The sequence below is a fragment of the Yaniella halotolerans DSM 15476 genome (genome assembly GCF_000420805.1).
Lineage (GTDB): Bacteria > Actinomycetota > Actinomycetes > Actinomycetales > Micrococcaceae > Yaniella > Yaniella halotolerans.
Genome location: NZ_ATVQ01000001.1, coordinates 1,446,768 through 1,461,926, shown reverse-complemented (window position 1 = coordinate 1,461,926; position 15,159 = coordinate 1,446,768). Strand labels below are relative to the sequence as shown.

The following is a 15,159-nucleotide window of genomic DNA, read 5'->3' as shown; positions in this document are numbered from 1 at the left end:
GAATAGTCTTATGCTACATCGAATCTATGAAAACATATTTCCACTTGCTGAAATAAACGTGATGCGCAATACTGTATTCCACAGAGTAAAGATTTGATTCCGCATAGTGGAATAACAATGTTTTCAAAGGAGCCTTACATGTCTGCACCAAGCCCTGGCTACTCCATTACCGTTCGAGTTTCCACTCCTGCAACGTTTACCGCAACCTCCGATGTAACGAACGCTGTGGCCAGCACCGGCGCACAGATCACCGGCGTGGATGTTGTGGGGTCCTCTCACAGTGGCATGACCGTCGATGTATCATGCAATATCCGGGATCGCGCTCACGGCGACGAGATTCGGAGCACAGTGGATGCCCTTGATGGTGTAGAAGTCGGAAACATCTCAGACCGCACGTTCCTGATGCATCTCGGTGGCAAGATCGAGACGACGCCGAAGGTTCCATTGCGCAACCGCGACGACCTCTCACGCGCCTACACACCGGGGGTGGCACGTGTTTGCCAAGCAATTGCAAAGAACAAGGCTGATGCTCGCAACCTGACGATCAAACGAAATACCATCGCTGTCGTCACCGACGGGAGCGCAGTCCTCGGGCTCGGCGACATCGGTCCCGAAGCAGCAATGCCGGTCATGGAAGGCAAGGCAGTGCTCTTCAAACAATTCGCCGGCGTTGACGCCTGGCCAGTGGCGCTTGATACCAACGACACCGAAGAAATTATTTCCATTTGCAAGGCACTCGCCCCCGCCTACGGGGGGATTAATCTCGAAGACATCTCTGCACCGCGCTGTTTTGAAATCGAAGCTCGTCTGCGTGAAGAACTCAATATCCCGGTATTCCATGACGACCAGCATGGTACGGCGATCGTGACCCAGGCTGCGTTGATCAACGCGTTGAAAGTCGTTGGCAAAGATATCGGGGATATTCGGATCGTCGTGTCCGGCGTTGGTGCCGCAGGGACCGCCATCATCAAACTCCTGATCGCTTCTGGTGCCCAGCACATTCTGGCCGCAGGCCGCAACGGTGTGATCGAACACGGTTCAACACACGAAGATCAGCACCGTCAGTGGTTGGCAGAACACACCAACCAGGAAAACTTTGCCGGATCATTAAAGGACGCGGTAGTTGGCGCGGATGTCTTCATCGGAGTGTCGGCTCCTGATCTGCTAGACGAAGAAGATATCAAAGCAATGAATGCCAATGCGATCGTGTTTGCGATGTCGAATCCAGACCCAGAAGTCCATCCTGATATCGCAGCTCGGCATGCCGCCGTTGTGGCGACCGGTCGATCAGATTACCCAAACCAAATCAACAATGTGCTGGCATTCCCAGGATTTTTCCGCGGCCTGCTCGACGCCCAATCCAGCGATATTACCGACGAGATGCTCGTCGTAGCAGCACAAGCCATCGCTTCCTGTATTTCGGCTGACGAGCTGAACCCCGGCTACATCATTCCTTCGGTGTTCGACCCCGAGGTGGCCACACGAGTTGCCGAGGCAATCACCGAAACCGCGCGTCAAAATGGCTAACTCTTCAGAACATTCTTCTATCCCTTGTTGAGATTCCAAAGGAGACCCCGCAATGACTATTACTATGACTGACCGTACCGAGATGGACCGCGCCGATGACATCCTGACCCCGGAGGCGCTCGCATTCTTAGAAAAACTGCACCGGCGCTTCGCAGCTCGGCGCAATGACCTACTCCACGCACGAGCCACCGCTCGACAGGCAGCTGTACAAGCTGGGACCATGGACTTTCTGCCAGAGACCAAACATATTCGTGAATCTGATTGGACTGTGGCGCCGGCGCCTGAAAAACTGCGCGATCGACGCGTGGAGATCACCGGTCCGGTCGCCCCATCCAAGATGGCGATCAACGCACTGAACTCCGGCGCCAAAGTGTGGTTAGCCGACCTGGAGGACGCGTCGGCACCATTTTGGCACAACGTGATTGAATCTCAGGTCAACCTGTATGACGCTACTCGAGGCAACCTGTCCTTCACATCGCCGGAAGGTAAATCCTATTCGCTACGCCCTGCCGAAGAATTGGCGACCGTCGTCGTACGACCGCGCGGCTGGCACCTCAGCGAAAAGAACCTCGAGATCGACGGCGATCGTTCCATTGGTGCGTTGGTGGACTTTGGACTGCACTTCTTCCACAATGCTGCTCTACTACATGAACAAGGCAACGGACCATTCTACTATCTGCCAAAGCTAGAACACTACTTAGAAGCCCGTCTGTGGGACGACATTTTTTCGTTCTCCGAAGCCGAACTCGGCCTAGACCACGGAATCGTTCGGGCTACTGTACTTATCGAAACTATCCCCGCAGCTTTTCAGATGGACGAGATCCTCTATGAACTTCGTGACCATGCCGCGGGTCTCAACGCTGGGCGTTGGGATTATTTATTCTCGATCATCAAAACCTTCCGTGAAGCCGGCAAGAAATTTGTGCTGCCTGATCGCGCGGATGTGTCGATGACCGCACCGATGATGCGTGCTTATACCGACCTATTAGTTAAGACCTGTCACCGTCGCGGTGCCTTTGCAATCGGCGGGATGGCCGCCTTCATTCCCAATCGTCATCAACCCGAGACCAATGAAATTGCCATGGGCAAGGTCCGTGCTGATAAACAGCGCGAAGCTGAAGACGGCTTTGACGGTTCCTGGGTCGCCCACCCTGATCTGGTGCCGATCTGTGTAGCGGAATTCGATAAGGTGCTCGGCGGCAAGCACAACCAAGTCGACCGGCAACGCGATGATGTCAACGTTACTGCCGCAGATCTCCTCGACGTCGAATCTGCACCGGGTCAAATAACCGAAGAAGGCGTACGCAATAACCTGTATGTTGCCGTTGCTTATACCGCAGTCTGGCTGTCGGGTAACGGTGCCGTGGCAATCCGAAGTCTCATGGAAGATGCCGCCACCGCTGAAATTTCCCGCTCGCAGGTTTGGCAGCTGATCGCCAATAACGTGACCGCGGCAGATACCGGCGAGGTGATGACTGCGGCGCGTGTCACAGCTATCCTTGAGGAAGAAGTCCAACGGCTGCGCGACGAAGTCGATGATGATGACATTTTTCTCCGCTATTACAAGCCTGCCGCGGAGATCATCGCTCGCATCACCAGCGGACGTGAAGAGGACTTTGTCGACTTCCTAACCCTGCCTGCCTACGAGGTGATTGACCAGTGATTCTCAACGATGACATGTTTCACCAACTGAATCAGACCCTGGCTGCCACAGATGCTCTGCTGGCAAGTGCCTATCCGGGGGACGATGGGCGTCGCCAAGCTGTGCACACCGCTTATGTTCCTGCCGATCAGTTCAGCTTCGACACCGCACAACATTGGGGTCAAGAGGCGTTGAATACCGTCCGACAGCAGGGTGGGATGTCTCAGATCGCAGAGCTGGCGGTGGATAGCACGGCTGATCCGGAATATCGAGATCAGCTGGCTACACTCGTTGAGCGCAAGCTCACCAATGAGCCGGTTGAGGATCTGCGCATCGATTTTGAAGACGGCTATGGACGTCGCAACGATGCCGAAGAAGATCAACACGCCACTGCAGCGGCCCAACAGGTTGCCAAAGCATTGCAGGAAGGTACCGCACCACCATTTATTGGGATTCGTTTCAAGTGCCTAGAGGCTGATCTACGTGTTCGTGGACTGCGCACTTTAGAACGGTATCTGGCAACTCTGACAGAACTCACCGGTGAGCTACCTCCCTCAACCATGTTGACTCTGCCGAAGGTCACAACAGTTGATCAGGTCAAGGCGATGAACGATGTTACTGCCGCGCTTGAATCCGGATTGGGCCTAGCAGAGGGTGTGCTGCGTTACGAGGTGCAGGTAGAAACACCGCAGCTGATTATCAGCGCCGACGGGCGTTCCACAGTGGCCGACGTAGTCCACGCCGGACAAGGTCGGATCAGTTCGTTGCACTACGGGACCTACGACTATTCGGCCTCGCTGGGGATTGCCGCAGCCTACCAATCCATGGAGCACCCAGCCGCTGATTTTGCTAAGAACGTCGTCCTGACCGCGGTTGCCGAAACAGGGGTGCACTTCTCGGATGGCTCTACCAATATCTTGCCCGTAGGCGATCCTGAGCAGGTCCGTGATGCTTGGCAGCTCCACGCCCGGTTAGTAGGACGCCACCTACGTCGAGGCATCTACCAGGGCTGGGATATGCATCCTGCTCAACTACCAACCCGGTTTATGGCAACTTTCGATTTCTTCAACCGTTCGCTGGCTTCAGCAGTGGACCGATTGGAGCGATACATGCGAACCGAACACAGCGGCATCATGGACGAACCCGCCACAGCCAAAGCACTAGCTCGATACATTCTTCGCAGCATCGCGTGTGGTGCTGCAGATCCTACGCAGATGCAACACCGCATCGGCTTAGACCGACTTGCACTACAGCATTTGGCTTCAACCGGTCTGGTACCAGAGTCCGCATCGTGATTACTCAACAGTTCAAGGAGACCGCTTTGACCTCAATTCCCCCCTACTATGCACCGCAGGGTGGTCACCCACCGCAGACGGATCTACTGACCGACAGGGCTGTGGTAACCGAGGCCTACACCGTGATCCCCAAGGGGGTACTGCGTGATATTGTTACCTCCGTGCTGCCCGACTGGACAGACACACGTGCATGGTTCTTAAACCGGCCGGTGGCCGGTGGAGCCACTACATTTGCTCAGCTCATTGTCGAGGTCCAACCCGGCGGTGGCTCCAGCCGGCCCGAGCCTCAGCCCGAAGTCGAAGGCTTCCTCTTTGTCTTGGATGGCTCCATCGCGGTGCAACACGAGGGCCAGACCCATGAACTCTCAGCAGGTGGGTTTGCGTTCCTGCCGCCCGGGGCCGCGTGGCAAGTCCATGGAACCGGAGAAGGCCCTGCACGGTTCCACTGGTTTCGGAAACGCTATGAGCCACTCGAGGGTCGCATCCCGCAAGCAGTGTTCGGCCATGAATACGAGATTGACCCAGTCGCTATGCCAGGCACCGATAATGCCTGGCGGACCACACGGTTACTCGATACTACGGACCTGGCCTACGACATGCACGTCAATGTTGTGACCTTTGAACCAGGTGCGGTGATCCCGTTTGCTGAAACCCATGTCATGGAGCATGGTATCTACGTACTTGAGGGCAAGGCGGTTTACCGGCTCAATGCAGACTGGGTGGAGGTCGAAGCCGGCGACTATTTCGCGCTACGTGCCTTTTGTCCGCAGGCTTGCTATGCCGGTGGACCATCGAATTTCCGATATTTACTGTATAAGGATGTCAACCGCCAGGTCATGCTCTAAAGGCTTCGTAAGAAAACTTTGGCGGTGTTGTACTGAAAGTGTCAGTACAACACCGCCAATCTTTTTTGTCAGGGTTTTCACACCTTGGACCGGGTGCGATGCGAATTACTCACTACTTATCCGAGCTATGTCTTCACCATCTGCCACTAATGCGATTCGCTAGCAAACCAATGGACGAGCTCTTGGTGCTGTTGCTGGCATCCTCACGTTTATCTGCGACGTTATACGCAGCGTATATCGCATTAGCACCCAACCACCGCAGTGGTTCAGGCTCCCAACGCCTTGCTGTGCGATCAACCCAAGGCAAACGCGCAAGTTCCGTGTCTTCGTTTAAGATCAAGTCCCGCAGTGTTCGAGCAGCAAGGTTTGTGCCAGTCAATCCATGCCCAACGTACCCACCAAGTTTTCCAATGCCTGTGGACGCGTCAAATTGGACTGCAGCACTCCAGTCTCGAGGCACTCCTAGGATGCCGCTCCAACCATGGACATAGCCGTAGTCTTTCAGCACCGGAAACATCGCAGTGAGTTTATCTGCAATCTCCTTGACGGTGTCCATGTCGGTTTTTCCATCAGCCTTATATCCCGAGCGGAAATTATATGGTACGCCCCGACCACCAAGGGCTATTCTTCCGTCAAGTGTGCGATGGCTGTAAGCAAAACTATGCGCAGCATCGCCTACAAGCTCTGCCCCAGACCAGCCGATTTCCTCCCACACACTGTCGGGCAAAATTTCTGTTACCACCATGCTGCTATTGAGCGGCAGTAGCCTGCGCTGTTCTCCGTTCAATGAGTCGGAATATCCTTCAAGGGCAGAAACAATATATCTCGCAGTAACGTCTCCCTGTTGTGTTTCAACTCTGGCAGAGCCGATCGCTTCAACTGCGGTTTGTTCATAAATTTGAACACCCATTGATTCAACGACTCGTGCAAGTCCGGTAACCAATTTTGCCGGATGCACTCGCGCGCAATGCGGAGTCCAAAAGCCGCCGAGAGCACCGGCGATATTCACACGGTCGCCGAGCTCAGACTGTGACATCAAAACCATGTCGTCTTCTTCCCAGCCTTGGTCCAACAACGTTTCTCGCTGAACCTTCAGCCGGGAAACTTGTGCGGGGTTCAGCGCAACATGAATCAAACCGTCTTTTTCGATATCAGCGTCAATGCCGTGTTTGTGTGCAACAGCAAGGATCTCATCAATCGCGGCAAACATTAACTTCTGTTGCGCTATTGCAGCTTGAGTACCATGAGTTTTTGCATAATGCCGGAATTTTCCGGCTGGTTCGCCACTAAGCCAGCCACCATTGCGGCCCGATGCGCCAAATCCAGCGAAATTTTTTTCTATGATACATATGTCCCAATCAGGGCGTGCTTGCTTCAAATAGTAGGCACTCCAGAGCCCACTTAAACCTGCCCCCACAATGGCAACATCGGCATTACGCGGACCTGGCAATGCCGGTCGATGCTCTGGGTATCCGATGTCGCGAAACCAAAAAGACACTTCACCGTTGACGAATGACTTATGTTGTTCCAAAATTCTTTACTGCTTTCTTTATCGTTTCGTTCCGTGAAGATTCGCGGTAGAACTTGATAAGGATAAAATGGCCGCGACTAAGTTACTGTTGCTGTTGCTGTTCAAGAGGCTGTTCTTGTATTGCCCCGGTTGCGGTATTTATACGTTTTGCCGTGTTCAAGCCCATTAAATTGATATGTTCTTCGTCAACGGAAAGCACTCTTTGCGTCGTGTCTCCATGGTGGATCTGCCAGACAAGCTTCCGGTCGACTGTGACCATGGCTAGTCCGACTTCATTTGAGACCACACAGGATTCGTGATCGACATCGAAGAATCTCACTGTGTGGGTCCCTGGAGTAAAGCTCTTTTGAACATCCCATCGCGGTAGCGACGCGATCTGTTGGACACCTGACTCCTCTTGGATTCCGAAGAAGAGTTCCTCACCGCCAGCAGAGCCCGCTATGAAATACGTAGGTGTCCAATGCACTTCCAAGAACGGACTACGGTCTTCAACCAGTTCTGCAGAGGTCTGTCCACGTGAGGTTGTAAGGGCCAACGAGGAGCCGTGATGAGTGAGTTGTCCCCAAGGCAGCTGCAGATGTTGCCCTTTCCACAGTGTTGAGCCTTGTCCAATGCGTGTAAACATGCAATCCTCCGAGGCGAGCCAGGGGAGGTAACCTCCCCTGGCTCAATTTGACCGGTTACGAACGAAACGCCGGTGCGATCTTTTTACTGACGTAGTGCTTTCGTAGCTGTTTCATCAACGCTGAAATCATCACGAATTACAACGCCATAAATATCGCGAGCAGCATCGATCGAGACGATCTCATTTCGAACGTCAGCAGCGACTAACTCTGCTTTCCGCTGCTTCGGATCGCCCCAGCCGCCGCCACCACCGCTACTGAAGACAAACGAGTCTCCAGGAGCAAATTCAACGCCGCCAAGCATTTGCGGCAACCAGTTCCCTTCATTATCAAGACCGCCAATGGTCTCCAAAGCCCCGTCGTTACGTAGGCGCTGTTGCATCTGTCGGCCCCCTTGTCCGCCACCGCGAACGCCCGGTGAGCCTTCTCGTGTTCGAGATGACTCCATGGTGATGATCTCGCCGCGTCCCAGGAATTCGATTTCTACGCGGACCCCTGCTCCGCCACGGTGTTCTCCTGCACCAGCAGAGTCAGTACGCATTTCAAACGAGTTGTAGCGAATCGGGTACAGCAACTCAGCGGTTTCGGCAGGCAGGTTCTGGCAGTTGCCCAAAGGATCCATAGTTACATGCATGCCATCACCGGCAGGTGTTCCGCCCCAGCCTCCTGCAGGGAGGTCCGTGAACACTTCGACCTGTTTTGTTACTGGGTCGGAAACACTTGCCACAAACCAGTTCGCATCGGCATAGGTTGATGCCACGATCTGATCTGGAATAGCCTCCGCAAGGGCGTTCCATACAGCGCCGGTAATCTTCGATGAGGTCGCCGTCGTACAGCCCAGTACCGCTGCTGGCCACACAGGGTTCAGCCAGGAACCTTCACGGATACTCATCTCGATCTGGCGGTACATGCCCGCATTAGCCGGAGATTCAGGACTAACGAAGAACTTTAGTGAATAATAAATCGCTGAGGCAGTATTTGCATATGGAGAGTTAATCGGACCTAACACTTGGTCATCAGACTCTGAGAGATCCACCCGAATTATGTCGTCCTCAATGGTCAACTGCAGCCGAACCCACACCGGGTCATCGGAGATTCCGTCACTGTCAATGTAGTCTTGGCCGTGATAAACACCATTAGGAATCCGACGGATCGCTGCTTTTGTCATTTCCTGGGTGTAGTCCAATACTTCACGCATGCCGCGCTTCAGTACATCATTTCCATATTTTTGGGCAAGACGCTGTAGTTCATCACGCGCAGCCCATAGGGCTGCCAGCTGCGCCTGGATGTCTCCTTCAATGTATTGTGGGGTGCGGGTGCTGTTACGAATAATGGCGATAAGGTCGCTATTCATTTCGCCGGACTCAACCAGTTTCATCGGAGGCAACCGCATACCTTCGCCCGCGTTGTGGGTGTCAAAGTTACCACCGACATCGGTCCAGTGTGCGCGACTGACCGCAAATCCTAGCAATTCACCATCGTTGAAGATTGGGGCTGTGAGGGTGACGTCTGGGTTATGGGTTCCACCTTCATACGGATCATTGAGGATAATGACATCGCCATCTTGCATAGTTTCAATTGGATACTTTTTCAAGCTGGCTCGGGCACTGAAATGCATGGCTGCTAAGTGCACCGGACAGTTTGCGGTTTGTCCAATCAGTTCTACGTCCGTGTCGAAAATGGCGTTCGAGAAGTCGACCATATCGTAAATAATCGGGGAGAATGAGGACTTCTGTAGGACCTGACTCATGCGTTCACAGGTGTATTCGAAAGATCTGCGAAGCACTTCGAACGTGACAGGATCAAGGGTGCGCTGCATAACTGCGTGGGTACTCATAGGGCTTTCTCCAAATCAATAGTGATATTGCCAAATTGATCGATGGATCCTGATCCACCGTGTGGAACAACGACAACGCCGTCTTTTTGTTCGAGGATGACCGGGCATTCAAAAGCTTCGCCGTGATTCATTCCTGCAGAATTCACAATGGGGACGTCATGAAATTCTCCGTTAAAGTAGACCTGCCTGGTCCTACCATTCGATGGTGCTTGAATTTGTGCTGAACCAAAGACCGACGTAATTTCTTGTTCTGATGGTTTTTCAGTCGCGCCGATGACCGTAACGCGGAGATTGACCAATGCCGCAGGAATCGTTGTCGAGTGGACGCCATATTCTTTTTGGTGTTCACTCCAGAAGGTCTCTTCAATCTTGGAAAGATCCTCAGCGCTAATAGTGCCGCTCGATATCGGAGTGGTCACTTCATATGACTGGCCGATATAGCGCATTGCTGCGGAACGTTCCATCACGATCTTGTCACCCGACACGTTTTCCTCGGACATCAGACGACGCCCTTCGGCTTCCAGTTTTTCGAATTCTTCGTTCAACTTGTCTAAAGAAACATCGGACAATGGTGAATAGAAAGTCGCCTCCAGGTCGTGACGAACATCCATAGTGATCGCACCAAAGGCACATGCAACACCTGCGTAGGGTGGCACGATAATCCTTGGAATACCCGCTGAACGGCACAGTTCGTAAGCGTGCAATCCACCGGCACCACCAAATGCAACATATGTGTGGTCTCGTGGATCACGTCCTCGGTCACTACTAACCATTCGGATCGCTGAAGCCATACTCTCGCTGGCAATCTGGGTGATACCTTCAGCGGCATCTTCAATACTGATATTCAGTTTGGTTGCCAGTGTGCTGATTGCTGTTCGTGCGGCTTCAACATCAAGTTCGAATTTCCCGCCAAGGTCAGCACTGATGCGCCCCAATACCACGTTGGCATCCGTTACGGTCGGCTGTTTGCCGCCCAAACCATAGGCCGCCGGCCCCGGGGAGGCCCCTGCACTTTTCGGCCCGACCCGCAATGAGCCTCCATCATCGATCCAGGCAATCGAGCCACCGCCTGCACCAATGGAACGAATATCCAACATTGGCGTGATAATGGGCATTTCCCATTCGAGTTCGTATTCATCAGTAACTAACCCTTGGCTGTCCTCAAGTAGAGATGCCTCAAAACTGGTCCCGCCCACATCAGAGACAATGATATTTGGGTTGTCAGTGACTTCAGAGATGTAGGCTCCGGCCGCGACGCCTCCGGCGGGTCCCGATTCCAAAAGTTCTTCTGGACGAGCTTTGGCCATTGCCGAGGTCATCATGCCGCCGTTGGACTTCACAATATAGAGCGGAGCCGTAGAACCTTTGCGAATAAGTTCTTCTTCTAAGCGCGTCATATAATCGCCAACTACAGGCAACAATGCGGTTCGAATAGCCGTGGTCATAAAGCGACCCAGTTCACGGACCTTCGGGCTGGTCTCGCTGGAGAGTGCGATATTCAGGTCCGGATTCGATTCCAACAGAATGTCGCGCATCTGCCGCTCATGTTCGCCTGATTGATAGCTATTGATAAACGCGATAGCAATGCTATTAACGTCGCGCTCCTGAATAATTTGGGCGAGTTCGCGTGCTCTTTCGACGTCCAATGGAATGACTGTTTGCCCGTCCGCGCCCATTTTCTCATCTATAGTGAGACGATTATGCCGGCTAATGAGGGGCGCGGATTTTTGCTGGTATGGATCATAGAGATTTTCACGTCGTTGACGACCGATTTCGATCGTGTCGCGAAACCCTTCGGTAGTAATAAGAATCGGTTCAGCGAATCTTCTTTCCAACAATGCGTTTGTCGCAATTGTTGTTCCGTGAATGAGCACACTCATCTCCTCGGGCGCGATGTCAGCTTTGGCTAAAGCTAGAAGCACCCCGCGCGAAGGGTCATCAGGCGTAGTTAAGACCTTGGCGGTTCTAACCCGTTGGTCCGAACCTGCGGACTCATCCCATGCGAATAGGTCGGTAAAGGTTCCACCAACGTCAATTCCAACTCGAAACATTCTTTTCCCTTCAGAGCGGTTGCCACTTTAGATTTCAGCATCTCCATACCGAGTCGCGTTGAGAACTGCGGTGAAGAGGCTGAAAGACGTGAACAACAGTCTGCCGAAGAGTGATCTGGATTACTATTTGCGAAAGTTATGGAACTTTCAAACGGGACCTTATTCGATCGTATGAACCGAGGCTCATTTGCACGCATTGGCAAAGCCCGTCACAACATCTAAGTGGTCAAAATTGGCATATTTGTCAGGGACTCTAGATCGAATTAGCAATACAGCGTGGTAGGATCCTGACAACCTCAACGCCACCACTAGGCAAACAACTCTTTCCCAATTTATGTGAAAGTATGAACATATGGCTCTGACTGCTCATTTGCTCACGGAGATACCCGAATGCGGATCAAAAATAATCGCAGGTCACGGCGGCCAATATCAGCCCATCGCCTGGGCGCATAGTTGTGAAGAGCCTGAGCCCTGGAACTGGTTAGGCGCGACTCATCTCGTGATGACAACCGGGCTCGCAATACCCGCTGATGCTGCAGGACAGCGACGTTATGTTGAAGAATGTTCAGCTCATGGGATTGTTGGAGTAGCTATCGGGCAAAATATGAATGCGCCAAAACTAACCGAGGCATTTTTAACCCGAGCAAATGAACTCGCCTTTATCGTAATTCTCACTCAACGTGAGATACCGTTCATCGTCTTAAGTCGCGCTATCGCAGATTCCGAACAACGTAACGAGAGGGAACGATTGCAGCGGTCCAACCGCCTCTATGAAGCTGTCCTACTGACAACCGTTGATCACAGCAAAGACGTGAATCGACTTGAACTGGTAGGCGCGACGATTGGATACAACGTGAGTATCATCAACGACTACAAGCAAGAAGATGCCTCTGAACCGATTGACGATAAAAAATCACATACCGCGCAAGCTGCATCCGATGCTCTTGAATTACCTATCCCGGGCTTTCCTCAGGCTCTCGTCCGTCTCACGCCCCAGGAACCACAGCACAATCCGTTAGAACAAGGGATTCGACAGCACATCTCACTTATTGCAGCACTAGAGTTGCAACAAAAGAAAACTGAGCGAGAAAAAGCCTATCGCCAGAGTGCGGCTTTGTTAAGTAGCTTCATAGACGGTGTCGAGACCAAAGACGTGGAACAGCGTACGTCGGCAATGCTAGATTTTGAAAACCAGAGTTATTACATCGCCATCGGGAACCGGATAAGCAATGGCATCCGGCTATTCCATGAACTTTTAGATGCAGGCTTTCGCAGCGCTGTATACCCACAGGGTCAAACCACTCACATTCTCTGTTCAGCAACCACCGAAGCCCTAGAGATCGTCAATAAGCGAGTGCAGCACCTTGGAGTAAGTAATAGTATTCGTTCCGTGAAAGATGTGCGGACCGGATTAGGCCAAGCGCAGCTCGCTCACCAGAGCGCTGTGGAACGTCAGATGTCGGTGGTTTACTTCCGTGAACGCAAGGCCTCTATCGTTCCCAATAGCGCACCTGACGCTGATCTCTTAATTGAACAGACACTCAGCCAGCTTCTACAACACGATAAGCAACATGGCAGTGAGTACGTGCGCTCTTTACGTGTGTTTTTAGAAGAGAATCGTTCTTGGAATGTTGCAGCAGACAAACTTCACGTGCATAAACAGACACTCGTATATAGGATGCGTCGGGTGGCCGAAATGAGCGGACTACGTCTTGATCAGACAGCAGACGTAGCTTTGTTTTGGGCGGCACTTGAGGCTCTTGACGTCTATAGGTAACACGTGATCCGAGCTAAAAGCGGCCCGGACAGATCCACCCAAGTATTGAGGACATTCACTGCGTTAATCACTTGCTTACAGCCACTGTTTTGATTGTTCGCTCCTAAAATTACCGGTGCTGTTGTGATATGGCATCCTATGAACTCAGCGCAGACACCTTCGTCCCATGACGGGCCACTTTTGCCCTGTCACAACAACGCGACAGCTCAACCAGCGGATGCTGATCGAGCTGTCGCCTTGTTACCTGGTTAACGAGTTACTGGTCAGTCTCCGTTTTTCGAACGAAGGATTCACTCGAGGCAGGCCGGGTCTTGTCCTTTTCCAAAACTTGGGCAATTTCCGCCGTGGTAGTCACTTCACCGCGTTCAATCTTTTCTTTGACCTCTGGCAGTTTTTCCTCTGGAATAACCGGCACTTCTTCCCCGTCGCAGTCCACTAGTTTGCCGTCAACGAAGACATCTCCATCTTGAAGATCTGCCAAATGACTCGAGGTGAGATATCGCAGCGGTTTGGCAGCAAAGACAGAGGCCTGGGTGGTGGTCTTGGCGGCGATTTCATTGAACACGATGTTCAGGACCACTGCAACAATGGCAGCTGATGAAATACCAGAGTGGAAAATGGTTTCAAACCAGGATGGGAAGGCCGCATAGAAGTCTGGACTGACCACCGGTATCATGCCGAAAGCCAACGCCGAGGCCACAATGACCAAGTTCATGTTGCCGTCGTATTTAACGGTGGACAGACTGCGGATCCCGGAGGCGGCTACGGTACCGAACAGCACGATGCCGGCACCCCCAAGAATCGGCATGGGAATAGCTGCCACAACTTGGCCAAGCCATGGCACCAGCCCCAGTGCCACCATGATCACGCCACCAGCGGTGACCACCCAGCGGGACTTAATACCGGACAATGCAACAAGACCCACATTTTGGGCGAACGCTGACTGGGTGAAGGACCCGAAGAACGGTGCCGCGGCGGAAGCTAACATGTCGGCTCGTAGACCGTCTGCGATGCGTCTGGAGTCAACCGGGGTGTCGATGATCTCTCCAACTGCGATGATGTCGGCGGTGGTTTCGGTCTTGATTACTAAGATCACAATGACCATGGAGAGAATAGCGGCGATGTCAAAGGTAGGCACTCCGAATTCCAGCAGACCGGGGAATGCGATAGGCAGTCCATCGCCCACCTCAGAGAAGTCGGCTTGACCCAAAAACCATGCGACCAGGGTGCCGACGACCAATCCCAAAAGGATAGCAAGGCGAGACAGTATAGCCACGCCAACCTTGGATAAGACAATGATAATTGCGAAGGTCAGTAGCGCCAGGCTGATGTTCATAATCGAGCCGTAATCACTGGTTTCACTATCACCACCCATAGCCCAGTTTGCGGCAACCGGAAATAAGGTCAATCCGATGGCGGTGATGACCGTACCGGTCACCACCGGCGGGAAGAAGCGCACAATTTTCGCGAAGAACGGTGCGATCAAAAATCCGATCACACTGGCTGCGATAATCGCCCCGAATACGTCTTGGAGCCCGTTGCCACCGTTGAGGATGGCCAACATGGTAGCAACGGCTGCAAAGGAAACACCCTGGACCAGCGGTAATCGGGAACCAAGAAAAGGCAGACCCGCTGATTGCAACACGGTGGCCAGACCGCCAACGAATAAAGTTCCAGTCACCAATTTGGCAATGTCATCAGGCGAGAGTCCTGCGGCGTTTCCAATAATGAGGGGCACTGCAAGAATGCCGCCGTACATCGTCAAAACGTGCTGAAGCCCATAAGCAAAAGTGCGGCCGCTGGGCAATCGTTCATTTTCTGGCGCATCTGGGTTTGCTGCGTAGGCAGGCTTAGCGAAAAGAGATTTCACGATCCCTCGTTTCTTTGGTACTAAACATAGGATGAAATTTTCACATTGTGAAATTGGAATTCCAGAATATATTGCAAGTGTAACGCACATCACAGGACTAACGTCAAGGCAACTTTTCAGTCGGGCACTTTTTGCCGCGACCCTGCCCTTTTGCGACGAGG

At 52.8% G+C, this 15,159-nt stretch carries 10 protein-coding genes; 5 read left to right on the top strand and 5 right to left on the bottom strand.

Features of this window, described 5'->3' with window-relative positions; genetic code table 11:
- The first annotated feature begins 138 nt into the window (after positions 1-138).
- Genes G583_RS0106995 through G583_RS0106980 form a run of 4 tightly spaced genes read left to right on the top strand, consistent with a single transcriptional unit; the run spans position 139 to position 5,309 of the window.
- Positions 139-1,527 carry an NAD-dependent malic enzyme gene (locus G583_RS0106995; RefSeq protein WP_022870477.1) on the top strand — a complete coding sequence of 463 codons (1,389 nt, stop codon included), beginning with the start codon at positions 139-141 and terminating at the stop codon, positions 1,525-1,527.
- 52 nt (positions 1,528-1,579) lie between these two features.
- Positions 1,580-3,190 (top strand): malate synthase A, encoded by a 1,611-nt coding sequence (gene aceB / locus G583_RS0106990; protein ID WP_022870476.1) that lies wholly within the window; start codon positions 1,580-1,582, stop codon positions 3,188-3,190.
- 14 nt (positions 3,191-3,204) lie between these two features.
- On the top strand, positions 3,205-4,464 hold the full coding sequence (locus G583_RS0106985; protein WP_040895239.1) for a DUF6986 family protein: 1,260 nt from the start codon (positions 3,205-3,207) through the stop codon (positions 4,462-4,464).
- A 26-nt stretch (positions 4,465-4,490) separates the two neighbouring features.
- Positions 4,491-5,309, top strand: a complete 819-nt coding sequence (locus G583_RS0106980) for a bifunctional allantoicase/(S)-ureidoglycine aminohydrolase (RefSeq protein WP_022870474.1) — start codon at positions 4,491-4,493, stop codon at positions 5,307-5,309.
- 133 nt (positions 5,310-5,442) lie between these two features.
- Here the strand turns inward: G583_RS0106980 and G583_RS0106975 are convergent, their stop codons facing one another.
- The 4 genes from G583_RS0106975 to G583_RS0106960 all read right to left on the bottom strand — a co-directional run bounded on the left by G583_RS0106975 (position 5,443) and on the right by G583_RS0106960 (position 11,351).
- Positions 5,443-6,840, bottom strand: a complete 1,398-nt coding sequence (locus G583_RS0106975) for an NAD(P)/FAD-dependent oxidoreductase (RefSeq protein ID WP_022870473.1) — start codon at positions 6,838-6,840, stop codon at positions 5,443-5,445.
- Between the two features lie 82 nt (positions 6,841-6,922).
- Positions 6,923-7,465, bottom strand: coding sequence for a hypothetical protein (locus G583_RS0106970; RefSeq protein WP_022870472.1), 543 nt, complete (start codon positions 7,463-7,465; stop codon positions 6,923-6,925).
- Between the two features lie 83 nt (positions 7,466-7,548).
- Positions 7,549-9,300 (bottom strand): hydantoinase B/oxoprolinase family protein, encoded by a 1,752-nt coding sequence (locus G583_RS0106965; RefSeq protein WP_022870471.1) that lies wholly within the window; start codon positions 9,298-9,300, stop codon positions 7,549-7,551.
- The gene (locus G583_RS0106960) at positions 9,297-11,351 is read right to left on the bottom strand and encodes a hydantoinase/oxoprolinase family protein (RefSeq protein WP_022870470.1); all 2,055 of its coding nucleotides are present in this window, start codon (positions 11,349-11,351) and stop codon (positions 9,297-9,299) included. Before G583_RS0106960 ends, G583_RS0106965 begins: the two co-directional genes overlap by 4 nt.
- Before the next feature lie 352 nt (positions 11,352-11,703).
- Here G583_RS0106960 and G583_RS0106955 point away from each other — a divergent pair, with 352 nt between their 5' ends.
- Positions 11,704-13,128 carry a PucR family transcriptional regulator gene (locus tag G583_RS0106955; RefSeq protein ID WP_084677266.1) on the top strand — a complete coding sequence of 475 codons (1,425 nt, stop codon included), beginning with the start codon at positions 11,704-11,706 and terminating at the stop codon, positions 13,126-13,128.
- Positions 13,129-13,384: 256 nt separating this feature from the next.
- Here the strand turns inward: G583_RS0106955 and G583_RS14875 are convergent, their stop codons facing one another.
- Positions 13,385-15,001 carry a nucleobase:cation symporter-2 family protein gene (locus G583_RS14875; protein ID WP_407635164.1) on the bottom strand — a complete coding sequence of 539 codons (1,617 nt, stop codon included), beginning with the start codon at positions 14,999-15,001 and terminating at the stop codon, positions 13,385-13,387.
- Between the last annotated feature and the right edge of the window lie 158 nt (positions 15,002-15,159).